Annotated in this window: 16 protein-coding genes and 3 pseudogenes; 10 read left to right on the forward strand and 9 right to left on the reverse strand. The window is 42.2% G+C overall.

The genetic code is table 11. The features are described 5' to 3' along the window. Nucleotides 1-180: 180 nt before the first annotated feature. The 3 genes from MSSIT_RS23300 to MSSIT_RS12100 form a co-directional block, all read right to left on the reverse strand. Entirely contained in the window at nucleotides 181-540 is a 360-nt protein-coding gene (locus MSSIT_RS23300; RefSeq protein WP_156157414.1) for a hypothetical protein, read from the reverse strand. A gap of 600 nt (nucleotides 541-1,140) precedes the next feature. Continuing rightward, entirely contained in the window at nucleotides 1,141-3,300 is a 2,160-nt protein-coding gene (locus MSSIT_RS12095; protein WP_052721637.1) for a DUF1254 domain-containing protein, read from the reverse strand. 338 nt (nucleotides 3,301-3,638) lie between these two features. Then, a complete protein-coding gene (locus tag MSSIT_RS12100; protein WP_231589789.1) occupies nucleotides 3,639-3,866 on the reverse strand; it encodes a YjbQ family protein in 228 nt (75 codons plus the stop codon). Nucleotides 3,867-4,298: 432 nt separating this feature from the next. On the opposite strand from MSSIT_RS12100, the gene MSSIT_RS12105 reads away from it, so the two are divergent. The 4 genes from MSSIT_RS12105 to MSSIT_RS12115 all read left to right on the forward strand — a co-directional run bounded on the left by MSSIT_RS12105 (nucleotide 4,299) and on the right by MSSIT_RS12115 (nucleotide 7,697). After that, on the forward strand, nucleotides 4,299-4,721 hold the full coding sequence (locus tag MSSIT_RS12105; protein ID WP_048172673.1) for a DUF4386 domain-containing protein: 423 nt from the start codon (nucleotides 4,299-4,301) through the stop codon (nucleotides 4,719-4,721). A gap of 669 nt (nucleotides 4,722-5,390) precedes the next feature. Further along, complete coding sequence (locus MSSIT_RS24850) at nucleotides 5,391-5,540, forward strand: hypothetical protein (protein WP_231589790.1); 150 nt, start codon at nucleotides 5,391-5,393, stop codon at nucleotides 5,538-5,540. A 56-nt stretch (nucleotides 5,541-5,596) separates the two neighbouring features. After that, entirely contained in the window at nucleotides 5,597-6,079 is a 483-nt protein-coding gene (locus tag MSSIT_RS24855; protein WP_231589791.1) for a C39 family peptidase, read from the forward strand. Nucleotides 6,080-6,350: 271 nt separating this feature from the next. Then, nucleotides 6,351-7,697: a YVTN family beta-propeller repeat protein gene (locus MSSIT_RS12115; RefSeq protein ID WP_048172674.1), complete on the forward strand. Its 1,347-nt coding sequence runs from the start codon at nucleotides 6,351-6,353 to the stop codon at nucleotides 7,695-7,697. 207 nt (nucleotides 7,698-7,904) lie between these two features. Here MSSIT_RS12115 and MSSIT_RS22140 read toward each other — a convergent pair. Continuing rightward, nucleotides 7,905-8,587 (reverse strand): annotated as a pseudogene (locus MSSIT_RS22140) (IS1 family transposase). Nucleotides 8,588-8,636: 49 nt separating this feature from the next. Between MSSIT_RS22140 and MSSIT_RS22145 the strand changes: the two are divergent. Continuing rightward, nucleotides 8,637-8,825 (forward strand): annotated as a pseudogene (locus MSSIT_RS22145) (transposase); the annotation flags it as partial. Here MSSIT_RS22145 and MSSIT_RS12125 read toward each other — a convergent pair. Then, on the reverse strand, nucleotides 8,821-9,180 hold the full coding sequence (locus MSSIT_RS12125; RefSeq protein WP_048172678.1) for a cupin domain-containing protein: 360 nt from the start codon (nucleotides 9,178-9,180) through the stop codon (nucleotides 8,821-8,823). The pseudogene MSSIT_RS22145 and the gene MSSIT_RS12125 sit on opposite strands and share 5 nt — an antisense overlap. Before the next feature lie 11 nt (nucleotides 9,181-9,191). Beyond that, entirely contained in the window at nucleotides 9,192-9,938 is a 747-nt protein-coding gene (locus tag MSSIT_RS22150) for a class I SAM-dependent methyltransferase (protein WP_197080267.1), read from the reverse strand. A gap of 135 nt (nucleotides 9,939-10,073) precedes the next feature. Between MSSIT_RS22150 and MSSIT_RS12135 the strand changes: the two genes are divergently transcribed. Continuing rightward, nucleotides 10,074-10,889: an IS5 family transposase gene (locus MSSIT_RS12135; protein ID WP_048172680.1), complete on the forward strand. Its 816-nt coding sequence runs from the start codon at nucleotides 10,074-10,076 to the stop codon at nucleotides 10,887-10,889. 721 nt (nucleotides 10,890-11,610) lie between these two features. On the opposite strand, the pseudogene MSSIT_RS22160 reads toward MSSIT_RS12135, so the two are convergent. Then, a pseudogene (locus MSSIT_RS22160) lies at nucleotides 11,611-12,292 on the reverse strand (IS1 family transposase). Nucleotides 12,293-12,877: 585 nt separating this feature from the next. Here MSSIT_RS22160 and MSSIT_RS25345 point away from each other — a divergent pair. After that, the gene (locus MSSIT_RS25345; protein WP_052721638.1) at nucleotides 12,878-18,661 is read left to right on the forward strand and encodes a PKD domain-containing protein; all 5,784 of its coding nucleotides are present in this window, start codon (nucleotides 12,878-12,880) and stop codon (nucleotides 18,659-18,661) included. 1,075 nt (nucleotides 18,662-19,736) lie between these two features. Here MSSIT_RS25345 and MSSIT_RS12150 read toward each other — a convergent pair. Continuing rightward, nucleotides 19,737-20,675 (reverse strand): hypothetical protein, encoded by a 939-nt coding sequence (locus MSSIT_RS12150; RefSeq protein WP_048172682.1) that lies wholly within the window; start codon nucleotides 20,673-20,675, stop codon nucleotides 19,737-19,739. Nucleotides 20,676-21,408: 733 nt separating this feature from the next. Between MSSIT_RS12150 and MSSIT_RS12155 the strand changes: the two genes are divergently transcribed. Then, nucleotides 21,409-21,837 (forward strand): IS1/IS1595 family N-terminal zinc-binding domain-containing protein, encoded by a 429-nt coding sequence (locus MSSIT_RS12155; protein WP_048174752.1) that lies wholly within the window; start codon nucleotides 21,409-21,411, stop codon nucleotides 21,835-21,837. Between the two features lie 182 nt (nucleotides 21,838-22,019). Here MSSIT_RS12155 and MSSIT_RS12160 read toward each other — a convergent pair whose 3' ends face one another. Next, on the reverse strand, nucleotides 22,020-22,649 hold the full coding sequence (locus tag MSSIT_RS12160; RefSeq protein WP_231589792.1) for a hypothetical protein: 630 nt from the start codon (nucleotides 22,647-22,649) through the stop codon (nucleotides 22,020-22,022). Nucleotides 22,650-22,970: 321 nt separating this feature from the next. Between MSSIT_RS12160 and MSSIT_RS12170 the strand changes: the two genes are divergently transcribed. Both MSSIT_RS12170 and MSSIT_RS12175 read left to right on the forward strand, forming a co-directional pair. Further along, the gene (locus tag MSSIT_RS12170; RefSeq protein WP_048172685.1) at nucleotides 22,971-24,344 is read left to right on the forward strand and encodes an MBL fold metallo-hydrolase; all 1,374 of its coding nucleotides are present in this window, start codon (nucleotides 22,971-22,973) and stop codon (nucleotides 24,342-24,344) included. A 280-nt stretch (nucleotides 24,345-24,624) separates the two neighbouring features. After that, complete coding sequence (locus MSSIT_RS12175; protein WP_048172688.1) at nucleotides 24,625-25,809, forward strand: DUF1015 domain-containing protein; 1,185 nt, start codon at nucleotides 24,625-24,627, stop codon at nucleotides 25,807-25,809. The last annotated feature ends 309 nt before the right edge of the window (nucleotides 25,810-26,118 follow it).

A 26,118-nucleotide genomic window follows, 5' to 3' on the forward strand; every position in this document is an offset into this window, starting at 1 on the left:
TAGGACTTATGTGATTGAATCATTTTTTTGAAAATTATACTAAAAATAATATAGTATATATACTATAAAATATATTCAATAAAAAATAAGTTAAAAAAAATAATATTTAAAGCCTTGTGAGTTGGTAGATGCAGAACTCTAAGGCCTGAATCTCACTGGCACAGGAGGGTAAAATCCCGATTAAGGCTGGTAGTTGCAAGTCCCTTCATCGAGAGCATCATACGTGTTTTGTAATTCGTCCTGAACAATTCGTGCAATTCCTTTAAAAGGTCGAAGTATAAGGTCCTCATCCAGAACCCTGGCCCTGTAACTCCATCCCGACGGCAGCTTGAGCCTCTCACCTAGCGTCTCGAGGTTCTCATACTTCAGGTTCTTGTCCACGAAGTCAGTGTAGGATTTCATGACCCAGGAAGTACCTTCGGGATCATCCAGAATGAAGACAGGCTTGTTTTTCTCAAAGAACCATGTTGATTTGCGCTCAATCGTCGCCGGGATGTAAGGCTGCCCTCCAGATATGGCGCCCGCTTGCAAGTTAGCCATCCACCGTGCCTTCAAGCCGCTAAAGTCGCGCACCTTCGTTCCTGTTGGTATATCTACTGAGTCCAACAAAAAGTAACGGGGAGGGTTTAAGGACACACCCGGAACATCATACTGTTTCTTTACCGCCTCGGTTGAGAAGTTAACCATAATAGAATCAGGACATGTGTCTTTAGGATTCTTCTCATTGTTCAGGTCGGTCGTGTTGTAAACGCCCGACCCTGCATCGCCACACATAAGAAATATTTCACAATAATGCAAGTTACGTAGATTATCGAAGTGCATAAGCTCGGCTGACTCACCATCCTTCATAATGAGATCGCAGCCCGACTCACCCTCTTCTTTTATAGTTAATCTCATTTTATTTTACCCCCAATTTCTAGTTTTATTTTTTGCCAAAATAATACTAATCAGAAAAAAGATGGGGGGATATTATATAAATATTGCAATAATTATCCTTATGAATCCGATAAGTCCAAACGTATTGCAGTAGAAATATATAATTCAGCTACAAGTGTAAGCCTGATAAGCCAGCAGATGAAAAGCCTCCGCTTCAGGGAGCGTAAGCAAATCAAATGCTGATCACATTTGTTTTTATTCGTTTCAGTCTACCCTTACAATCGGTGGACATTTCCATTCCGCATTTACCACCTCGGGGTGCGGGATGTACATGCGCATAATGGTGAACCACGCTCCATTGCCAGTCGGCAGCCAGTTTGACTCTTTATCTGGACCAGGCGATTCGCTCTGGAAATAGAAAGTCGTCCCCCCATCCTCATTTTTCTTGACTCCGGGGTTACGGTTGCCAATAGAGTAGCGATTAATCTGGTTTGGTATTAAATTATTATCGGTGCCATAGACGGTCATCGACCAAAATGCATCTACTGGAGGCTCGTGGCCTTTAGGGAATGTTACCTCATACCTGTGAGCGCTCGTCAGCGGTTCACCTGAGTTGTCTGTGAGATTGACAAGGTAGACCGCCTCTACAGGGTCGTTGGCAACAATTCCGGCCAGAGATTGGTCCGCAGCGCGGAGCAGGAACTCATCCCCAAAGCGGCCCATATTGGATGGAGGGTAACGCCAGCCGTTGACAAACTTTGCCCAGACTCCACTCATGAACTGCTGCCTGAGCAGCGACATGCCAACTCCCAGCACACGCTGCAGCGCCCTTTTCACCACTTCTGGCTGCTGCTCTATATCCAGGCCAGGCCCGATGCCAATTGTTTCGAACTGCTTGAGCAGTACTTCATGGTGTGTTGCAGGCGAGTTCTCAGCCAGCATGGCGTTAAGCGTCTTCCATGGCCCTAATGGGTCATTGGACCCGGCAAGAGCAACGGCAGGTTTGTAGACGTTACGACTTTCGGGAAGTTTTACCTCGGGTTTGCCCCAGAAACTCAGGGGAGTCAGCCTGTACTGCGCCTGAAGAGCATGCACAGATGGCAGGTCATCGACGCTATCCGCCAGAGTGCGGCCAAGGATTAATATCCACGGTGTCGGGGAAGATGGCGTTACGGCAGTTACATCCCTGGGGAGATCACCATGCCAATCAGGACCAATAAGAGCATAGTTGCCTGCCCTGGAACCAATCCTCTTGCCTACGTAGGCAAAGTTGTCTGAGGTGAAGGTGTTTAGTTCAAATGTCCAGTAGCGATCCGCCGGGATCTCGGGCACGGAGAGAATAACTGGCTCTTTGCTGAGATCTACCCAGGCAATTGAGTACAGTGTGTCGTTGTTCGGGCAGCCACCGTCGCGGTATGTGGCATCTATGAGCTCAGTGGCATGCCAGAAATGGTTAACGGGAGCGTAAGGAACACGCTTTGGATCCTGCGGAAGGTTTGTCCACTTATAGCGTGTGAGAGCATTGTAAACATAAGGGAAACCGTATATGAACGCCTGCAGGCCCAGCGAGTACGCGTATTCCTCCTGCCAGTCGAAGATTACGGGAGCAGCCTGTAGCTCTGTCTGTGGCGCAGCGGCTGCCTTGGCCGCCAGGTCGTTCGTACCCTCAACCACACCCAGACCTGCCCCGATGCGTTTCAGATCCTCGGCTGTGAGGAACTGGGCTCCTGCCTTTTCGATGCCGGCTTTGATCTTCTCGGCATATTGTGGGTCTACGAACAGACCAATAGCCACTGAGCCGGGATTTAGAGCATGACCCAGATGAGTCACCTGTACGTTCAGCTCAGCCGGACTGCCTACCGGCTTGCTAGCAACGGTGATTATGTCCTCTGCGATACGTTCAGCCAGCGCGGCGATATTCATTCCAGAAGTCGAACCGATATCAATGATGTTGATGTCGACTTTGCCCTTGTCATCCTTAGCGAGAACCAGGATGTTGCTGGCGTTTACCTTCTGAAGCTGGGGACCAAGACTTTTAATCTTCTCCATAGCAGCGTCTGCAGATGCCTTGCTGGCGAAGATTCCTGCTACCAGTTGTCGCTTCTCGGTTAGCGGCTTCACCGGCTTTTCAGCGATTGCTGTCAGGCCTGCTGCAATACGCTCAGCCAGCGCGGCTACATCCCCTCCTGAAGTCGAAAAGATTCCGATGATGTTGATATTGGCTTTGTCCTTATCGTCTCCGGTTAGGATCAGGACGTTGCTGGCGTCCATCGTCTGGGGATGAAGTCCCTTTATCTTCTCCATAACGGCGTCGGTGACCTCTTTGCTGGCGAAAACGTTCGCTACCAGCTGCAGCTTCTCAGATAGAGACATATCAGCTTTTATGTCAGCTTTTGAGACTTGTGTTTCTGGATATTCTACCATTCACATACCCCATATATTTCCCTAGTAATAATAATCCCTCACCACGAATATGTAAATGGCATTATTTAAAGCGAATCGAAACTTTAACGTACTTGATTGAAATTCTGCAGTAGATGTTATAAAACTACTTGTTTACCTCTAATTTCACTAACTTTGGTATTCAAACCAAAGATTTTTCTGCCAAAACTTTAACAAGTCAAAAAAGAGAGAAAGGATAAAAGGTGAAGATAAAAGGTGAAGATAAAAAGTGAAGATAAAAGGTGAAGATAAAAAGTGAAGATAAAAGGTGAAGATGAAGAAGCAAGCAAGAAATAAAGCCCTTTTAAAACAAAGCCTTTTTACAAATCCCCGATAATCTGAAACACAATTCTTCTTACCTTTTCAATCCTGTCAAAGTTTATGTATACGATCTGTTGCCAGGTTCCAAGTGTCAATTCTTTTTCAATAAAAGGAACTGTAAGGCTCGGGCCGACAAGAAACAATCTCAAATGAGATTCACCGTTGTAATCCCCCCAGGTTTTGTGGTGGTGGTAGTCCTTATTCAGAGGAATCAGTTCCTCCAGCATTCTGAAGGTTATTAAGCTTTTTGTTAAGATATTTTAATTTAAAAAGTTGAGGGCAATTATCCAGTGTCTAAAAAGCTCTAAAAAGCCTTGTTTTCGGATCACTGTTTTAAGATATACTAAAAAGTGGATGTGCTTAACTTTTTAAAATATCTAAAATTGCTTACTTATCCACTCGTCTTTTTTGCTCTATGAACATTCTGCCTGCATGAATCTGAACAATATTTTGCATCACTTCTCTTTGCTTTAAAGGGTTGGTGGGGGAAAATTATGAAAAATATTACTTTTGAGTAGAGATCCGTGGAAAGTCACATATATTCAGTCAGCGAAAATATTATTATGAAGACCATAACCAAGCTTAGGATTCTTTATCCAATATGAACTGTTATAAGCATATTCTCATTGCTATACGCACCGACACTCACTAGCGAATCTATGTTTTTCAAGCTTGGTCAATTAGGTCAGATTATTGTACAACTGTTCCAGATAGCGGTTGCATTATTGTTGTATGAATTTTTCGAGAAGACCGATAAGGTACAGGCATCGATGATTGTCATATTCGGTCTCTTAGGAGTACCCCTTGCATTGATGGGAATACTCATTCCTGAAGCATCACACTTAGCAGAGGTGTTCTGGGGACTGTGGCTTATACCCATTGGTACGCTAGTTATCAGATCAAGAATGTTCCCAAAATGGGTGGGATATTTTTTATATATAGGATCTTTAGGATATTTAGGAGGAACAATCACATTTTTCCTTATAGGATTTGTGCCAGCCTACGTTGAGGCTTTCACAATGGGTGAGCTTATCTGGGTGCTATGGATAACCATCATAGGTGCTAAAGAAATTCAGAAGTGATTGTGAATGGAGCTTGGACTTTCGGGGATGTCCAGCAACATCAGATAGCTTCCATCCTGCAGCAAAGGCCTTCCCGGAAGATATGGCCTACAGCTGCATATGTCCTTGATATCATCTTAGAAAAATAATATCAATATACATCGTCATGATGTCCGTAATCTTCCAGGATAACAGTTTTTGTCTTTTCATCCACGATTGGCAAGATAATCTTTTATGAATGAGAATAAATCTACCATTGACTCTGCATCCTGTTTTTTTGTAGTGAAAGAAAAAGGATACAGAGTCAATAATATTTTACAGAACTTTTGGTACACTGCCGACCAAACAATGTGAATATATTCTTATTGTACTAATTTATAGCATGAAACTGCCTTCTATTACTTTCATTTTTTGCACTTCTCATTTGTTGAATTTTATGTGAGTTTCCTTGAAGTGTAACGCTCGTATTATTATATTCTATTTGTAATTATTTCCTACTTCTTGCATACGCAGTGGAATTTTAATATGAATTTTCTCACATTAATATTTTGAAAAACTTCCATTTTTTGTATAATAGTTATATTTTGAGTTAAGACTACAGGAGTTGAACATCGGATATTTGTAGATGCATACACCCTTGAAGAGGTACAAGATAAACCTGCAACTGAAACCGAGCTTGGAGTTTGGTCGATGTATGAACAGGTATCGAAGGAGAAAATGGACGAGAATTTAAATGACTGGCAAAAAAGTGAACAATTTACTGAAAAATTAGAACAGGAAGTAAATAATATAGGAATTGATATCAGTGCGCCAATTACTGAAGAAAATATAAAAAACTAGGTCACAAACTAAACGCCAGTTCAAAAGTGATATCATTACCACAGAACTCAACAGTAATGCTCACAAGAACAGATACCTTGATAAAAGTATTACTTGATGTTCCCTTATATACTCAAGAAAAACAATTTTACTGTGTTCCGGCAACTGCTAAAATGATTGCTGCATGGCATTTATATTCTTTTACCCAAGATTACATATATCAAAAAATGGGTGGGACAAATGGTGACACTACTGGAATTGGTCCTACTGCAGCATTATCTTGGTATCAGTTATCTAGGAGTGAAGGTGGATTAGGGGCAACAAGATCATACAAAACTACTACTAAGTCTTTTACTAAAGCGATAAGTGAAATTGACTATGGGAGACCATTCGCTAGTCTCACTTCAAATCATTGCCGAGCTTGTGCTGGATATTGGAGTTATACTGATAATAGTGGGGAAGACTGTCTATACATCAATGATCCAGATAGCAGTAAACTAGAGTATTGGGAAGCTGTATCAAGTAGTCCAGAAGGTATGCGCATATATGTGATTTTCTGAGTAGGAAAACTATAGAAAACTGAAATTGGTCACATATATATGAGGAGTTTAACTCCTCATTTTTTAGAAACAGATGGAGTACTATTTACAGGGTAATTACTGTATTTATTGTCTTACAGAGAGAATTTTAAGTCCAATACGATAATTTTCTACATACTGAATATATAAAAAAAAGCCTTTTTGTTAAAAAAGTTGTTTCTTAGTTTCTCTCAAAATCCAATTGTCTAATCGCGATCTAACATGAAAGATAAACACCACTCGAGGGATAAAAATGAAAAATAAAATTATATTTACAATACATATTGCCATTTTTTCGAGTTTGCTCTCATCTGTGGCTACATCCAATAAGGTATACAAGCAGCGTAATATCATGAAAGTTTCAGGAATAACCGCACTTGCGATTTTAATACTGATGGGAGTAGCAGGTGCAGCTCCATTTGCATACGTTACTAACTCCGACAGCAATAATATCTCTGTAATTGATACAGCCACAAACAAAGTCACAGCCACAGTAGATGTAGGATACCATCCTGCTGGAATTGCAGTCAATCCGGATGGAACAAAGGCATATGTGGTTAACTCATATGATGACACTGTATCTGTAATTAACACCACCAAAAATAAAGTTATAGCCACAGTGAAAGTAGGAACCTATCCTCAAAAAATTGCAGTCAGTCCGGATGGGAAAAAGGTCTATGTGACGAGTTTCAGCAACAACACTGTTTCTATTATTGACACAGAAACGGACAAGGTTACAGCCACTGTGCCTGTAGGAAACTTTCCTTCTGGAGTTGCAGTCAGTCCGGATGGGAAAAAGGTCTATGTGACGAATTCCGGTGGTGACTCAACTAACTTTACAGGCACAGTCTCTGTAATTGATGCGACCACAAATACTGTTGTAGCCACGATACCTACAGGAAACAATTCACTTGGTGTTGCAGTCAGTCCGGACGGAACAAAGGCATATGTGATGAACTCCAATATTTATCGTGACTCTACAGCTACAATTTCTGTAATTGACATAAGTACAAACGAAGTTACAGATACAGTGAGCATAGGAGACATTCCTTGTGGAGTTGCAGTAAGCCCGGATGGGAAAAAGGTATACGTATCTATACAGTATCTCAGCAATTCGCTTACAGGTGCTGTTAATATAATTGATACATCCACAAACAAGGTTACAGCCACTGTGCCTGTAGGAAAGGCACCTTGTGGAATTATAGTCACTCCAGATGGAACAAAGGTATATGTTGTGAACTGTGCAAGCCATACTGTTTCTGTAATTGGCACCGCTACAAGTAGAGTTACAGATACAGTGAAAGTAGGAATCTATCCTGCTAAAGTTGCCATTGGACACTTTATGGATTCTGATGTGACTGATCAGAGTATAACAACAAACTCTACCGTAACTGAAGATATAGAAGTTGGAAATACAGCAAACATATCATCTGAAGAAATAAACGCTGTCGAACTCAATAATTCAAAAAATAATGATTCCGATTCTGATAATAATAGCTCAGATGGAAATGAATCGAGCAATAATAATTCCACTCCAGGCTTCGGATTATTGGGAGGCTTAGCCTGCCTATATGGAGGGTGGAGGCTCAGGAATAAATAATGCAGTTTAATAGCTCGAAGTCGCTGTAGATTGGTAACTTATTGCCAGTTAAGTCTCAACCATATTTTAGGCGATTAAAAAACATCAGGATTTCTTTTTTGATGAAGAAAAGGCTTTTAAATCAGCTTCAATGTAACTTTCTAATACTCCTGAAGCATTAATGTCCTTTATGAAACCCCCACAACTATAGTCACAATTTTGGTATTGTTAATTAAATATATGTAACTCTTTATTTCTGTGTTTCATCAATAGAAGAACAGAGTACTTTAGCATTTCAAGACTCTTCGTATAACACTTTGTCTTTCGTCTCAACCTTGCCAGAAAGTGCCTTAATATGCCGTTATATCCTTCAACTGTATACGTTTCTGCTTTGGATTGAGTATGAATGGTTTCAGGAATAAACTCTGCATATGCCCTCCAGTGATCAGTCATCACTTCTCCAATCTCTTCCTTCTTTAATTTTTCCCAGAGTAGTTGTCCAGTTTTCGTTCCTCTGCTACCAAAAGAGCAGTTGATGAACTTTTTCCCAACTCTATCAACAGCAATCCAGATCCAGCAATATTTTTTTTGTTACCGATGTAAGTGTGCATCTCATCCAGTTCAACAATAGATATCTCATTTTCGCTTTTTAGCTCCTCTATCTCCTGACCAAATTTCTTTATCTATTTTTGGACAGAAACATGACTTACCCCTAAAAATCGTCCTATTGAGCGAAATCCTAATCCCTCAAGATAAAGTTGCAAAGCCTGTCTCTTAACTAAAGGAGAACTAGCAGTTGATTTTAACTCGACTGAATAGTTATATCCACAATCGTGGCATTTGTAGCGTTGACGTCCACAAACTATACCGTTTTTTGTGTGATTGGAATTTTTGCATCTTGGGCAGTTCATGCAGAAATATAGGTTTTCATAATATATACCTATACTTAAGTACCAATGCCAAATTTTCAATTACGCTTACAGAAATCATGAGCGTGAAATGGAAATTTTAGTGTCAGTTCTTGGTGTAGGGGAACTTGGTGCAGCCACCTTAATTGCTGAAATTGGAGATTTTAAGGGCTTTTCTTCAGGCAATAAGCTTGCTTCTTGGCTTGGAATAGTTCCTAATGTGTATCAATCCGCATCTAGATTGGTCTAACTTTATCCCTACGAATTCTCTTTTCCCCAAACGCATGAATAGTCCTCATCCCTGCAATACACCTTCCCCACTGTTCCGTCCCCTTCGGGATGAATAATTCGTCCCCCGGATTAAGAACGAACTCCTTCTCATTCAAATACGCTGTATATTGCCCGCTAACGCAGACCATCCACTCGTCGAACTCATGAGCATGTTTTTTGGAAACCCTGTCCGAATAACAGGTCCAGAACGCCATCTGGCTGCCGTCTGCGCCTTCGTAAAAATAGCCGTCAATGTCTTCGGTGTTCTGCTCCTTACTGCTGATATGATTGCTTTTGCTTTTCATAAAATCCGGGAAATCTTTCATGTCTGAAACCTTCAGTCCTTAACTGGCTTTTTCAGCCACAAAAATGTCTCTCCGTGTCTATACTCAATTTCAACCTGTTTATCATAATCATTTCTCAAATCAGCAAGACCACGTTCATAGTCTTCGTTACTGATCAAATGAAACATGGAGTATCCTTTGTTTTCTACTAACATTAAAAAATTCTGAGCGATTGCATGCCTGTGATTTGCGTCTGTAATCTCTATCTTTGAAAATACAAAACCATTGATAGTGGCACTTTCTATAATTTCAGGAATATCCGGGTATCTTTCTTTTTCTACTTCGACAGTTGCTGGAAAATATTTCACCCAGAATCTCGACTCTATTTGTTTATGGGATTCGGTAACAATACAGAGAGAACTATCCTGTTTAAGCACTCTATATAACTCTTTAAACATTGCATTAATATCCGGAACATGGTGTATCACATCAGTCATATATGCAAAATCAAAAAAGCTATCAATAAAAGGTATTTTTTCATGGTTTCCTTTTTCGAAACTGACGCCTGTATTTTTTCCGATAGCTTTTTGCCTCATTTCATCAGCCGGTTCAACCCCGTACACACTGGCATCTGTCATCCTTTTTAAAGCACAGGTAAAGTTGCCAGTTCCGCACCCAAAATCAAGTATGTTTGTTTCTTCAGAAAAGGGCTGATTTTCTAAAAATCGAGTTATTGTGCCCATATTCTCTTTTCTTGATAAATCATACTTCTTTGCCAGTTCATTATAATCGATTCCCACAAATCATCCTCTTCCAGTAGTAAATGAGATAACTCCTAAACTCTAAATTGTTTCCTCTGGATCTCGTATTTTGAAAGGTCAATTAAGAGCCTATTCGAAAAAGATATGAATTCCGATCCAGGGTAATGTTTTGCAGTGACAAAACGAAAAACGGGACACGCCTACGAGATATCTGATGAATTTTGGACTAAAATAAAACCTTTACTCCCATTGCCCAAACCTAAAAAGAAGCTTGGAAGACCTCGAGAAAATGATAGGAAAATAATGAATGGCATTTTCTACCTCCTTCGTACAGGTTGCCAATGGAAAGCGTTGCCAAGATGTTATGGAGCTCCAAGCACTGTACATGATCGATTTCAGGAATGGCAAAGATCAGGCTTATTTGATAAAATGTGGCAATCAGGTCTGATGGATTATGATAAGGAAGAAGGGCTAGAGTGGGAGTGGCAAGCTATTGATGGAGCTATGACAAAAGCACCATTGGGTGGAGCTGGAACAGGAGCAAATCCTACTGATCGTGGCAAAAAAGGTACAAAAAGAAGTCTGTTAACAGACGGTAAAGGCATACCGCTTTCTGTTGTCGTGGATGGAGCTAATCGTCACGATAAAATGCTTGTGAAAGGAACGTTTGATGCCATTATTATTGAAAGACCTTCGCATAAAGTAACTCAGAATATCTGCATGGATAAAGGATATGATTTTCCTGATATCAGACAATTGGTAGATGATTACGGATATACTGCTCATATCAGGAAACGTGGAGAAGAAAACATCAGAAGAGATATACCAGGTTACAGGGCAAGAAGGTGGGTCGTGGAAAGGACACATTCTTGGCTGAATAGATTCAGAAGGCTGCTGATTAGATGGGAAAAGAAGATTGAGAATTATCTAGCAATGCTACATTTCGCATGCGCATGGATAACTTTCAGAGCAGCAGGACTTTTCGGATAGGCTCTAAGTCCTTTTTCAAAACCAATGACAAAGATAGAGCCTTCTGCCCAGATGATGTCGAATTCTCCTGCTTCAAAAGGCAGGTCATCCATGGAAGCACAAACTGTGGTAATCCTGTCTTCATGGGGTTTTGGAAATGATGAATTATCAGCAATTTAGGTTTTGCATGTTATCTATTAAAGAGATTTGAAAACTTAAGCGTACAAAAAATACAGTTACCTATATCCTCATAGTTTAGTGCGGGGATATAGGTAACTCAAAAAAACGCAACGCACTTGTGTAAAAGTAATGCACAACCAGTAATTTTCAAAAGTTGCCCTAAAAAATTTCTCTTATTTATAAAGAAACTTAATAAATATGTCTAAACGTTTGTATTTTTTGTAGAGGTTGTGTACAATCTCTTTTTATAAGGCCGATGAATAACAAGTTAGGTTTTTAAATTTTTTTATAGATATAATGCATGCATGATCGAATTATTAAAAACTTCCTGAATAAACCCCGAATAAAAAGATTCTTATAAGCTGTTTATGAGAGTTACACATCATCTCTTTTTACAAATTTCCAATCCAAAAAGATACTCTTTTTATAATTTGGTTTTGAAAATATGTTATATTTTTGTGTTATGTTTTTTCTAAGCTCAATTGCGTAACCATGAAGCAAATAATAGTTTTTTTAGTTGGTTTATTGAAATACAAAAAACAGATAATTAATCAGGGTATTGTTAATTAAATATAGCTAACTCTTTATTTCTGTATTTCATCAATAGAAGGACAGAATACTTTAGCATTTCAAGACTCTTCGTATAACATTTTGTCTTTCGTCTCAACCTTTCCAGAAAGTGCCTCAATATGCCATTATATCCTTCAACTGTATACGTTTAGCTTTGGATTGAGTATGGATAGTTTCAGGAATAAACTCTGCATATGCTTTCCAGTGATCAGTCATCACTTCTCCAATCTCTTTCTTCTTTAATTTTTCCCAGAGTAGTTGTCCAGTTTTCGTTCCCCTGCTACCAAAAGAGCAGTTGATGAACTTTTTCCCAACTCTATCAACAGCAATCCAGATCCAGCAATATTTTTTTTGTTACCTATGTAAGTGTGCATCTCATCCATTTCAACAATAGAGATCTTATTTTCGCTTTTCAGTTCCTCTATCTCCTGACCAAATTTCTTTATCCATTTTTGGACAGAAACATGACTTACTCCTAAAAATCTCCCTATTGAGCGAAATCCCAATTCTTCAAGATAGAGTTGCAAAGCCTGTCTCTTAACTAAAGGAGAACTAGCAGTTGATTTTATCTCCACTGAATAGTTATATCCACAATCATGGCATTTGTGTCGTTGACGTCCACCAACTATACCGTTCTTTTTATGAGTGGAACTCTTACATCTTGGGCAGTTCATGCAGAACTATAGGTTCTCATAATATACACCTATATTTAAGTACCGATTCCGAATTTTTATCGAAAGTAAGGACATGGGTACAATACATTCTCGGCAAGTATGGTGTTACAAATTAATTTATTTTTGTTACATGGTATATATATAAATAACTACTATTATTATTTTTTAGATTAATTTATATATATAGTAACCTTTTTTCATACTAAATAAACCAAATTCTGAAAACTAATCCTCTCCAGAAGATTCAGAATCCAAATTCGGATCAACTCCACAATATTGAATTAAATGTTAGGAGACTGGAAGAAGGCAACAATACTTGAAAAGTTTCGTTCTTGACTTCAGAAGTGATGACTAAATTTTGCAGAGTAATTTAAATTCAATAATTTGGGCTGATCTGAAAAACACCCTCATAATACAAGTTCAAATTGTTTAGTATACACAGTAAATTTTTTTATTTTTTATTATTGGGAGATTTCCCCCTCAGATTAGAAGAGCTACAAAATAATTGTGATTCAATAACCCGAACATGACCATAATCACAGGAATTTGGGATAATAATTTCAAAAATGTGGAGTGAATTAAAAGATGAAAAGAATACTTCTGATTCTCTGTATCGCTGCACTTCTGTGCATGACTACACTAGCGTCCGCATATGTGGCCGCAGTTGAACCAATAGCAAACTTCACTGCTAACACCACCAGTGGCACTACACCCCTGACCGTACAATTCACTGACATGTCCACCAACATCCCGACATCGTGGGCGTGGGACTTCGACAACGACAGCTTGGTAGACAGCTCCGAGCAGGACCCTGTGCATACATATAACGATGCTGGCACCTACTCGGTCAACCTCAATGTCACGAATGCTGCCGGTAACGACTCCGAAGTAAAGGCGGACTATGTCACTGTAAAAGAAACAGAGATCTACGGACTTGCAGACACAGCTTGGCCTAAATACCAGCGGGATCTTAATAATACCGGGCAATCTCCATACAAAGGACCGGAAACAGGCAATGTCGTATGGACATACACTACTGGAAACGATATATACTATAGCGCACCGGCAATTGCCGCAGATGGAACTATCTATGTCGGAAGCCGCGACAATAACTTATATGCCTTGAACCCCGACGGAACACTCAAATGGAGCTACACCACCGGAGGCAGGATATATGGCTCGGTAACCATGGGGGCTGACGGGACCATCTACGTGGGAAGCTATGACAAAAAGTTCTACGCCATAAACCCCGACGGAACACTCAAATGGAGCTACACCACCGGAGGCAGGATATATGGCTCAGCAGCGATTGGCACAGATGGGACTATCTATATCGGAAGCCGCGACAATAACTTATATGCCTTGAATCCTGATGGAACTCTTAAATGGAGTTATACCACCGGAAACTGGATATATAATTATGGTGGCTCTCCTGCTATAGGGCCTGATGGGACCGTTTATGTGGGAGGATATGATCAGAACTTATATGCCTTGAACCCTGATGGGACACTTAAATGGACCTACGCCGCAAAGTCTTCTATTTGCGCTTCACCATCTATAGGGTCTGACGGGACTATATATGTTGGAAGCAAAGATTATAAGTTCTACGCCATAAACCCCAACGGAACCCTTAAATGGAACTACGCTACAGGAGATTACATTTACGGTTCAGCAGCGATTGGCACAGATGGGACTATCTATGTCGGGAGCGACGATGATTATTTATATGCCCTGAACCCTGACGGAACACTCAAATGGAGATACAATCATGCTGGAGGTTCCATCGGAACCGGCTTCCAGGGCTCACCGGCTATTGGATCTGACGGAACCATCTACGCTGGAAACTATGACGATTCTTTATATGCCTTAAACCCTGATGGAACCCTTAAATGGGCTTACTCCACCGGATCCAGTATTTGTGCTTCGCCAGCAATTGGAGCAGACGGAACTCTTTACATCGGAAGCCGCGATGATAAATTATATGCTTTCAAGGATGTTGCTCCTGCTGCCAATTTTACTTTTTTTGTGACCAATGGAACCGAAGGATACGTCCCCCTAACTGTTCAATTTACGGACACTTCACTGTACATTCCAGCATCCTGGTTGTGGGATTTTGGCGATGGAACAAATTCTACCGAGCAGAATCCGTCACATACCTACTCAAAGCCAGGCAACTATTCGGTTAGCCTCACGGCAACAAATGTAGCAGGTTCTGGCACGACAGTTAAAAATGATTGCATAACAGTGATCATGCCATCAGCACCACCGGTATCTAATTTTACTGCAACCCCAACATCAGGAGCTATTCCCTTAAGTGTGCAGTTCACTGACCAGTCTACGGGGATAATTACCTCACGGGCGTGGGACTTTAACAACGATGGAACTATAGACAACACTGAACAGAATCCCACATACACCTATAGTGCGGCCGGTAATTATACGGTGAAGTTAAACGTGACGAATGCAGCCGGATCGGATGAAGAGGTCAGGCCGGATTATATCACCGTTGCAGCAGTAGCAGCCCCGGTGGTCGGGTTTACGGCAACCCCCGAATCGGGATGTGCTCCTCTGACTGTCCGATTCAATGACACATCAAACGGCTCCATCACATCGTATGCCTGGGACTTTAACAATGATGGTACTATTGACAGCACGGACAAAAATGCGAGTTATACATATACCTCCGGAGGCACTTACACGGTAAATCATACTGTCACAGGGTGGGGTGGCTCCACGTCATTGGTGAAGACCGATCTTATCACAGTGACCAGTTCAGCGGACCTTACAATATCTTCTACCGGTCTGACCTTTTACCCCTACATCCATAACACACTCACAGCCACGATCAAGAACAAAGGTGCAAGTGATGCAGGTTCGTTTAAGGTCAATTTCACGGTGGATGGCAACACCACGACTATCGACGTGAAAGGACTTTCAGGAGGAAACACCACCACCATCAGTGTCACCGATCAAGTACACCGGAAGTATGGTGATACGGTTCCCGTTCTGATCTCTGTCGACACAGGGAATGTGATTGATGAGAGCGATGAGACAAACAACGAGTACAACACATCGGCAACCGTTGTCAGGGGCAGCACGTATTACTTTGGTGGCCGGTATTACACAGGAAACGACATTGAGACCGGCAATTTCACTGAAGGAAATATTTCGGTTATTTATTCGCTGGGCGATTCCAATTATCAGACCGGTGGCGGCTGGTACTCCACAACCGTCACCTGGACAAGCAGCGATCTTCCAATACCTGAAGGAGCGACTGTAAAGGCAGCACGTCTCTATCAGTCGTATACATGGAATGGCGAACCGGGGTTCACAGTCTATTTCAATGGAAATGAGGTTGATGTGGATGCATTATATTATGATGGAGATGTCGAGGATCTATACTTCAACGGACAGGGCATATATGATGTAACTCCTTACTTCAGCACATCCGGCAACACTGCAATAATTAATGCTGAAACGGCTCTTGGCGGGCTATATGGTGCGGTACTTATTGTTGTATATGAGGATGCGGAAGAACCCTGCAGGCGGATCTGGCTTGACGAAGGCTGCGACACACTCTACTACAATGCAATGGGAACATATCCCGATATGTATACCGGTTATGCCATTTTCGATAATGTGACGACCGGAAACGTCGGTGCGGCGAAGATCACCACCGTACTGCCTTCAGGGGGGGACAATACCCAGGCTACAATCCTCTTTAACAACCAGAGTGTTCCTCTCTCAGGCAGCGACAGCAGTAAGGACCCCGGATTCAAGTACTACGATGTTACTAATGCTCTGCATGACGGCACCAACGAGCTTGGATTAGTTCAAGATGGTGGTTATATGAACCTCGCCGTAGTGATTATGGAAATCACCGAGGTAACCACGTCCGAAGCGGACTTTACAGTAGATAAGACCTCCGGTATTGCCCCGCTGATCGTACAATTCAGCGACACCTCGACGGGGACCCCGTCGGCATGGTCGTGGGACTTCGGCGACGGTGAGACTTCGACAGACCGGAACCCGTCACATATATACGACAGTGAAGGCAGTTACACAGTGACCCTGACAGTTTCAAACAGCCTTGGCAATGATACCGAGACAAAGACAGGATACATCGATGTCGCCGGTACATCGGTATCATTTACGACTGATAAGACAGCTGGCACTTTCCCGCTCACCGTCCAGTTCACTGGCCAGTCTACAGGGTCTCCCACTGCCTGGCACTGGGACTTCGGGGACGGCGATACCTCTACCGACCAGAACCCTGTACATACCTATCTGAGTGCCGGAACCTATGACGTCAACTTAACCGTGACAGGATCTGGAGGTAGCGACCGGTTCGTCAAAGAGGACTACATATCTGTTGAGGCGATCATCGGTTCATCTCTTCCACTGACAACCGAACAGAGCGGTACAGTAAGCGGGAACCTCTATGTAGGCAGTTTCCAGCCTGTTCCGTTCGCAAGCCAGCCGACAAGTGGGGTTACAGAGAGGGATGTCAGTCAGTCGTTCGAAATTCCTGCCTATATTGACGTCCAGTGGGCCCGTGTTTACGTCAACATCTACTCAGGGTCGGGTTCGGCCAACTGGCCTCTCCTTGCAACGACCACTCTTGACGGCGACGGTGACGGGTCATATGAGACCACGCTCGGCGTAGAGAACATGGACGTGGAGTACTATTCGGCCGACGGTACGGTATACTGGCTCAACAACCATACAAGCAGAGTTTACTCCGATTACGAGATCGAATATGACGTTACAGATCAGATAACATCCGCAAACCCGTCGGTCCACGTGAAGATCGAGAAAACTGGAACGAATTTCGACGGCCGCCTGAAGGCCCTCACCCTTGTTGTCGCATACAACGACGGTGATTCAGATGAGGTGAAGTACTGGGTCAACCATGGTGGAGACTGGATCGATTCAGGCAGCTCATCGACAACTTTTGCCACTTCATCTCTTACCGACGGATTCACGAACGCAACCCTGAGCAACGTGGCATTGTCAAGCACTGATGGATCTTACACTTTCAATTCGGTATCGCTGGATTCGGCAAATCCCATTAGCCCGATAAATTATTATGAGAACCACACGTGGTCGGTGACGGATGCGATTACTGCTGGATCGGACAGTTCTTTCCAGTACAGCCCGCTTGGATCTTCGTTCAAGACTACACTCGCGACTCTTGCAGTGGAGTATCCTGCAGGTTCAATTGCCCCATCGGCCGGTTTCTCGGCATCCCCCACTTTCGGCGAAGCTCCGCTTACAGTTAACTTCACCGACGAGTCGACGAACTCTCCGACTTCCTGGTCCTGGGACTTCGGGGACGGCAGCACCTCAACGGAGCAGAATCCGGTACACGCCTACACTGCAGAAGGGAACTACAGCATAAAGCTGACTGTAACCAATGCAGGCGGAAGCGATGAGGAGCTTAAAACCGATTACATCACTGTATTGGAGACCTCAACACCTGAACCTGAACCCGTTGCTGCTTTTACTGCTGACGTAACGAATGGTAATTCACCTCTCACTGTGAATTTCACCGACCATTCCACAGGTTCTCCCACTTCGTGGCTCTGGGACTTTGGGGATGACAGCAACTCTACGGAACAGAATCCAGTGCATACGTATGCTTCTGCCGGAAGTTACACCGTAAATCTGACTGTGGAAAATGCTGCCGGGGCAGACTTTGAATTAAAAACAGATTACATCGAAGTTTCCGAAGCTTCCGGATCAACCGTTACTCTCTATTTCGATCCTGAAAGTTCCTCAGTTTCAGAAAACGAATCTACTGAAATAAGTATCGTTGCCAGTAATTTCCCTACAGGTCTTTCAGGCTACAACCTGACCGTTGCTATTGACGACCCGGCTGTTGCCGAGATAGTTGATATAAAGTACCCGACCTGGGCACTGATTACTGAGAACTCTTCCCTACCAGGGACTTCTATCTATCTGAAGACCGTTGACGGAGAAGATTCCGTTAAGGAAGGGGCAACAGATGTTGTGCTTGCTACTCTCACTGTTTCTGGAAATGAAAAAGGATCTGCGAACCTTTCGATAGGGGTTAAACGTCTGGAGGACGATTCCGGAGACTCTATCGAGCCAGCTCTCCTGGCAGGGACAATTGAAGTAACCCTTCTGTCTCCCCTGCCAGATCAGGAATATGCCCCTAAGGACCTTGATGGAGACGGGCTCTATGAAGACCTCACCGGAAACGGGGAGTTCAGTTTCGTAGACATAGTGGCGTACTTCCATAACATGGACTGGATAGAGGAAAACATGCCAGTGGAGTACTTCGACTTCAACGGGAATGGGAGGATAGACTTTGATGATGTTGTGGATATGTTTGCAATGATCTGACGAGGAGAAAAATGAAAAAACAAAGGGGAATAGAGAAAAATTTTCTCAAATTTCCCATATTTTTTTCTTTCATTTATTAGTAAAATATTTTTAATAGTTCCCCTTTGCAAATTGCCTGCAGTTGCTGGATTATGTATCTAAATTTCAAATATTTTTGAATCTGTGAAATCATTTCAGGATACAATATCTATGATTCCCGAAATATGTTCACAAAACTTGACATTAGAATCTATTTATTGATCCCGAATTTCCCTAACTTTGGCATTCAAACTAAACATTTTTCTGCCAGAACTTTAAAAAGTCAAAAAACGCACATGAAATTCTTCGAATAACAGGCACAAAAAGATGAAAGTACGCATGGACTTTCATACCAAAGAGAGAAAGGATAAAAAGTGAAGATAAAAAGTGAAGATAAAAAGTGAAGATAAAAGGTGAAGATAAAAAGTGAAGATGAAGAAGCAACAAGAAATAAAGCCCTTTTAAAACAAAGCCTTTTTAAAAGTCCCCGATAATCTGCAGCACGATTTTTCTTACCTTTTCAATTAGATCGAACTTTATACAAGAACACAATAAAAAAGATTGGAGAAAAGCCCAAAAGAATTATGTTTCCTTCCCATGTCCCCCGAAAACAGAAACTAATACTTCCAGGCAGTTCTTATTCGCATCACTAATGGTTACTCAACCTCTAGTACTCACCCATTTCTTTTCTAAATTCTATGAAATCTCTCTCAACTTCTTCTAGTTCGTGTTCCATTTTATACCCCCATTTTCGGTTGTGATAAGACTTAAGCAGTTGAACTGAGATTATTTCTCTATCTCTTCCAGTTCAAATTATAGTAGTATTATAGTTACTTAAAATTAATTCTACAAAAAATTGTATTGTATCAAAACATCCCTTTGGATCAAAAATTTCAAAGCCGACATCGGACCCTGTATGAGCAGACTACTCGAAAAGAAAAAAATATAATTGTGAGCTCATCCCAAAAACAGATTAAAATCAGATACTAAAGAAAAAGTGGAAATGAATTGAATAGTTTTTTGAACTACCCCAATCAAAAAAAATGGAAAAACAAGGTTAAAAACAAATCTTACATTGTGCACAATCGCCGCAGCTTGTTTGTTCCGTATAGTCGCCACCTGTGATTTTGAACGTAGTATCAGAGATCCTGTATTCGTTTGCTTGCTTGCCGTTATCAATGGTTACGGAATCCTCGACAAAGCGCAGTTTTATCGGCACTTTTTCATAGTCATCCGTCAGGCCCGGTTTCAGTTTCGGGAAGGTGACTCTCTTTTCCCCGCTGCCTGTTTTGACTGAGAAAATATCGAAAGTGGAAAGGGTGGTTAACCTGCCGTTTCGGTCAAAGCCAAGGGAATTTTTATCCGCCTCGATGCCAAGTGCATTTGCATCATATGCATTGATCGTACCGATTGGAGTTTCTACAGGGACCGGTTTTGCCGGTTCTGCGGATTCTATGCTGCCGTCTTCGTAAAGCTTGAACCCTACTCGGATGGGAATTTTTCCTGCCGGGGTGTCTATTATGATTCTTTCGTTAGGCCAGAGGATAAGGCTTCTTACTTTTCCGTCAGGGTAAAAACGAAGCCCGATTATCTTTGCACTGAAACTTCCGAATGGAAAGGTAAAATCATATTTCTGTGCCAGGGCACCCTCTTCTTCTTCCGACCAGAAACCGCTGATCTGCCCGTTTAAGGGGAACAGACTATTGAGCGAGCCGTCTTCAAAAAAAGTGACCAGTTCTGCAGGGAATGTGCCTATCGATGTGTTTATTTCAGTTTGTTGCTCCAGAGAAATGTTCTTGATTTTCCCGCTTTTGTAGAAAGACAGAGCTTTTAGCTGTTTTTTCCTGACCCCAGGGTCACCGTACTGCGGGACAAGGTCACCGTATTTTGTGCGGATCAAATTATACTCATTAAGCTTACACTCATGCAGTTCACCACTATCATACGTGGTAAAGCTCGTAATCCCTTTGAGTCCGCTTGTTTCAACAGTAAACATTATGTATCTCCCTTACTGAAAACTGAGTCCAGTTCTTTGCTTTAACTCACATACTGAATGAAATACTGAATATTAATAAATTTAATTGCATATTAATATCCAGAACACGCCTGTTGTACACTACACTAAAGTTCCTGTCCCTGCCTTACATTAAAACTCTATGTATATTTCAATTTAACCTGCTACTATCTCTGCTCTTTTCAAGCCTATGTTTTTTAAGCTTTTTCTATACACATATATATGAGGATCTATTTGCCGGAAGAAAGACCGCATCAATTGGATCCGCATTTAATTGACACCTTTGAATGACTTCCAATCCTGTTTCGGATTTCAAGATCGAACGGAACAGAAATTCAGGACATATTATAGGTACTCCCGCATGGGATAAAAGGATAAAAGATAAGTTTATTCATTTTGATACCATTCCAGTTCCCCGTTTATATTCCATAAATAAAATTATATAAAGAGATCAACGGAACCAAATAGAGGAGATTTCATTAGAAATATTTTTCATAATTTTTTACTTTTTTTCAATTGTAAAAGGGTCCAATTTCTCAGAAATCTATTTCAGGGAGACGTTGCAATAAGTAAAATAGATATATCAAGAGATCCATAACTTATCAATTAAATTAAAATAGTTCACGGAATCCACTGAATCTTGTGTCCAGATTTGTATATATGGAAAATATACAATGAATCAGTTGGAAAAGTCGGGACTCAGGGAGGAAAATTTATGACCAGAAAAACAGATGAAGTTGTCTGTCCAAACCCGGAATGTGAATATTATCTCAAGGAGGAGGGAAAAGCCATAATAAAACGTGGTAAATACAGGACCGGCCACCAGAGATACTATTGCAAGCATTGCGGAAAATTTTTCATGGATACGATCGGTACAGCTGTTTACCGCAAACATCTGCCCGGTGATAAAATCGCTCTGATATACCGGCTTTTCCTTGAAAAAAATGGGATACGAAGTATTGAAAGGATAACCGGGCACCACAGGGATACCGTAAGTAATCTGCTAAAAGATACGGTGAAAAATGAAAAAACCGAAGAATATCTGGTCAAACAGATAGGGTTAACAGATGTCGAATGTGAAAAGTTATGGGTGCTTTTAGAAAAGAAGAGAAATGCTTCCCGAAAGTCACTTCGAAGTGAATAACAGGGTATCTCAAAGTGAACCGATGCTTTCTCTTCACTGACATCCCTGAATACAATAATCGCCAGTTTCTTACGTGAAAAAATTTGACGCCAGCATGTATGTCCTTCCCAAAAGAAGAATCATGAAAGAAAAAACAAAGACAGATAAATATCCTGAGTCGAGCGAGAAAAGAAAAAAAGCGTTTAAAACTCTCCTGCCTGGAGTTCTCCAATATACATATCATAAGGGGCTGTTGAACTGCCCGAAATAAGTGCGCTATAATAATCTGCAGCAATCGAAGCCTGTTGTTCGCGGTTATAGTCACAGAAATGCGGCTTTTCCTCCTGAGCGTATCCGTATCCTTCTGTTGCCTGGGCATAAAATGCTTCAATCAGATATTTCGAACCGATGTGTTCCATCTGCGAAACGTGGGCCAACTCATGAATAAGCCACTTCATGTCCGAATTGCCTGCAGCAGTTTTAATCTTTTTATTGAAATTGATTGTATGAAAAGTGGCAACCCCCATACCAGGACTATTTTTTATCTTAGCCCCGATCCAGGCAATTAGCGAATGTTCGTCGATACGCACCTGCCGGTAATCGATGCTGTCTCCAAATACGGTTCGAGCTTCCTGTTCCTCAAGTGGAGTTAACATTCTTGTGCCGGGTTTTATTGTCTGCCAGAAGAGGTCCATAAGCTTCGGAAAAAAGCAGATGTCAAGAATTTTTGCGAAAATTCTGCCTGTCCGGAGAGCAAAGGAAAGCAAGCCTTTCGGTATCCATTTACAAAAACCCCTTCTTGCCTGCACAACCCGGCTTATGGTCGCTTTCAAATTATCCCACAAATTATCCTGCACACCATTCCTGGAGAAAACTATACACATCAGCTTGTAGAACCCGATATTTTTGAATTAATAACCCCTCCCAGATCATATAGACCGGTATATCCAAAGAACCTTCCTCTTCGTTTCGGGAATTTTTCCGATTTTTGGGCTTTCTTTTTTCGACTCCCTTTTCTGAGAAAGCCATATGAAACATGCAGTTATACAATAAAACAGAGGAAACAAAAATCTGGTACATCATGCATGAAAAGATCCCGGAAAAGGTCCGGATACAGCAGTATTAAAATGTAGAATTTTGTCAGGGGGTTAAACATGATATTTGAGCGGATTAAGTCTGAGGGATTGGCTCACCTTTCTTATCTCATCGGCTCGGGAGATGAAGCCATTGTTATCGATCCTCGGAGAGACTGTCAGGTCTATTTCGATCTTGCCAGAAGCAAGGGAATGACAATAAAATACATCTTTGAAACCCACCGGAACGAAGACTATGTAATTGGTTCTCTTGAACTGGAAAAGCTCACGGGTGCAGGAATTTATCACGGTTCCGGAGTGGATTTCAAATACGGAAACATTATAAAAAAGGATGGGCAGGAATTCGGTTTTGGGGCATTGAAACTGACTGCTATGCATACTCCGGGACACACCGACGAAAGCATGTCCTATGCTCTCACGGACCCTGATGCCGGCAAAGAACCGATAATGGTTTTCACAGGCGATGCCCTGTTCGTGGGGGATGTGGGAAGAACCGATCTTTACGGTCCGGAAGAAGCTCCCAGGCTGGCAGCAAACCTTTATGATAGCATTTTTAACAAAATACTTCCGCTCGGAGACGGAGTAATACTCTGCCCGGCACATGGAGCGGGTTCACTTTGCGGAGGCATGATCTCTGATAGGGAATACAGTACCCTGGGCCTGGAAAGAATCCAGAACCCCGTTCTACAGAAGACTGAAAAAGAAGAGTTTGTAAAGTTCAAGCTTGAGGAGAGCCTCGAATTTCCGCCTTACTTTAAGAAAATGGAGAAGTACAATCTGCAGGGTCCTCCCCTACTGCAAGGACTGCCGGTTCCGAAACTGCTTTCTCCTGAAGAATTCAAAACAGAGATAGAGAAAGGAGCCGTGGTTGTAGATACACGCATGCCCCACTCGTTTGGTGGAGCCCATATAAAGGGTTCGTACAGCATCTGGCTGGGAGGTCTGCCTTCCTTTGCAGGCTGGATGCTCCCCTCCGACAAGCCCATCCTTCTGGTACTCGAAGAAAAAGAGCAGCTGGAAACTGCTGTCAGATACCTGGTCAGGCTGGGGTATGACAATATAAGAGGTTTTCTGAACGGCGGAATTGCAGCCTGGTATATGGAAGCCCTGCAAATTGACAGTTTTAATCTCATATCCGTCCACGACCTGAAGGCCAGAATCGAAAAAGACGAGGAAATTGTGATCCTGGATGTCAGGAGCAACGAGGAGTGGGAAGCCGGACACATCGAAGGGGCCAGGCACATATATGTCGGACATGTGGAAGATAACCTGGACAAAATTCCAAAAGAGTGTCCGATAGTTGTCTACTGCGGCAGTGCCAGGCGTTCCAATATAGCAGCTTCAATTTTGAAAAAGCACGGTTATAACAAAGTATACAATGTCCTTGGAAGCATGGTTGCGTGGAAGAGCGCAGGGTATGAAGTCGTAAAATAAAGCAGTGTGATTTTTAGCCCCATTCTTATTCTGATTTTGGGAGTTATGGGAAGCTGTTGTTTTTTCCGGGGGAATTTGCGTGGAGAAAACCCTTTATTCTTCACAGCCCCGCAAGCCGCCTGAACCCGCCTGAACCCTCCTGTTACGGGAGATAACAACAAAAACACTAGCTGTGCCCGGGGTCCGAGTCAGGATCCTCTGTTTCCAGCATATGCCCGGAGAAGTTTTCGGATAAAGAGTTTAGAAATCTTTATATCTCCTCTCTATTTTTTTATTATCCATGATATTACACGTTCCTCACATTATTCTCCAGGAGGCTAACTGGAAAGAATGGGCAGTAATTGCCTGTGACCAGCATACTCAGGATATGGAGTACTGGAAAAGAGTAGAAGAATTTGTTGGAGATACCCCCTCCACTCTTAATTTAATTTATCCTGAAATCTATCTTCCTTTAGATGAAAATAGAGTGAATAAGATTCATGAAGCGATGCGCAATTACAGGACTTTTCTTGTTGATCACGGTCCCTGCTTTATTCTTGTAAAGCGTGAGGTCGCAGGGAGTGAAAGGACAGGTCTGGTCGTTGCGGTCGACCTGGAAGGGTACGAGTATGACGGATCCGAATCCTTTATCAGGCCGACTGAAAAAACAATCAAAGAAAGGCTTCCTGCACGAGTGAAAATAAGAGAAAATGCCGAACTTGAACTTACTCATGTCCTTGTTTTATATGATGACCCGGACTTTTCCGTTTTGCCCAGAAACACAGCTGATCCTGTTTATGAAGAAAATAAGGTTTATGATTTTGACCTGATGGAAGACGGCGGTCATATCAGAGGCTTTAAGATAAGCGACGAAAAGACAATTGAGGAAATTTCTGAAAAAATTCAGGCGCTTGGGACCCTCCTGGTCGGAGACGGAAACCACAGCCTTGCCGCAGCAAAGAGTTTCTGGGAGAAGATTAAAGGAACAGTCCCGGACAACCACCCGGCCAGATACGCCCTTGTCGAGCTTGTAAACCTCCATGACCCCGGACTTACCTTTGAACCGATTCACCGAATAGTAAGAGGAGTTGACCCTGAGGAACTGCTTAAAAGGTTCAATGCAAGGATTATAGAATCTTCAGCCGGGGACCCAACTACCTGGCTTTCAGATATTAGCCACTCAATTGGCTTTATAACAAAAGACAGGCGGGGTGTCCTTGTCTTTGATGACCCGAAGCATGACCTGGAGGTCGAGACTCTTGACGAGGTTATTGACGCTTATCCGGTTGAATATGAACACGACCCTGAGGTGGTTGAGAAACTCGGTAAAGAGCCTGCAAGTGTTGGCTTTTTCCTCCCGGCCTTAAAGAGAAGCGAATTCTTTGCTCTCATAAAAAAGAAGGGAATTCTCCCGAGAAAGTCCTTTTCCCTTGGAAAGGAAAACGAGAAAAGGTACTATATTGAAGCGAGAAGGATTATGCAGTAATTCTTCCGGCAGCTTTTTCAGCCATTCTTTTCTTTTTTCAGCCAGTAGAACCCTCTTGTACCTATAAGATGCCCTGTATGCAGATACCTTCTTGAGGACGAGGCAAAAAGTTTGCAGCCACTGCGGCATTTTACTGTGGGTCGTCTGTGAAATCTGCGGAAAAGAGACATTTCTCGAGGATAAGTGCAGCAACTGCAGTGCTCCGATTTTCATTGTCTGCCCCAATCCGAAATGAAGGACCAAGTAGTCCCCTGCAGCCAAGAATTGTATCAAATGCGGTAAACCGTTAAAGTGATAAAAATGGGTTTC

It is taken from the genome of Methanosarcina siciliae T4/M, from assembly GCF_000970085.1.
In the GTDB taxonomy this organism is placed as follows: domain Archaea; phylum Halobacteriota; class Methanosarcinia; order Methanosarcinales; family Methanosarcinaceae; genus Methanosarcina; species Methanosarcina siciliae.

Bases quoted from the DNA above. Each gene is read 5' to 3' on its own strand.
- MSSIT_RS24850 (WP_231589790.1), top strand. From the start codon at position 5,391: ATGTATGAACAGGTATCGAAGGAGAAAATGGACGAGAATTTAAATGAC.
- MSSIT_RS12115 (WP_048172674.1), top strand. From the start codon at position 6,351: ATGAAAAATAAAATTATATTTACAATACATATTGCCATTTTTTCGAGT.
- MSSIT_RS12125 (WP_048172678.1), bottom strand. From the start codon at position 9,180: ATGAAAGATTTCCCGGATTTTATGAAAAGCAAAAGCAATCATATCAGC.
- MSSIT_RS12105 (WP_048172673.1), top strand. From the start codon at position 4,299: ATGTTTTTCAAGCTTGGTCAATTAGGTCAGATTATTGTACAACTGTTC.
- MSSIT_RS12100 (WP_231589789.1), bottom strand. From the start codon at position 3,866: ATGCTGGAGGAACTGATTCCTCTGAATAAGGACTACCACCACCACAAA.
- MSSIT_RS25345 (WP_052721638.1), top strand. From the start codon at position 12,878: ATGAAAAGAATACTTCTGATTCTCTGTATCGCTGCACTTCTGTGCATG.
- MSSIT_RS24855 (WP_231589791.1), top strand. From the start codon at position 5,597: ATGCTCACAAGAACAGATACCTTGATAAAAGTATTACTTGATGTTCCC.
- MSSIT_RS12150 (WP_048172682.1), bottom strand. From the start codon at position 20,675: ATGTTTACTGTTGAAACAAGCGGACTCAAAGGGATTACGAGCTTTACC.
- MSSIT_RS12095 (WP_052721637.1), bottom strand. From the start codon at position 3,300: ATGGTAGAATATCCAGAAACACAAGTCTCAAAAGCTGACATAAAAGCT.
- MSSIT_RS23300 (WP_156157414.1), bottom strand. From the start codon at position 540: ATGGCTAACTTGCAAGCGGGCGCCATATCTGGAGGGCAGCCTTACATC.
- MSSIT_RS12175 (WP_048172688.1), top strand. From the start codon at position 24,625: ATGATATTACACGTTCCTCACATTATTCTCCAGGAGGCTAACTGGAAA.
- MSSIT_RS12155 (WP_048174752.1), top strand. From the start codon at position 21,409: ATGACCAGAAAAACAGATGAAGTTGTCTGTCCAAACCCGGAATGTGAA.
- MSSIT_RS12170 (WP_048172685.1), top strand. From the start codon at position 22,971: ATGATATTTGAGCGGATTAAGTCTGAGGGATTGGCTCACCTTTCTTAT.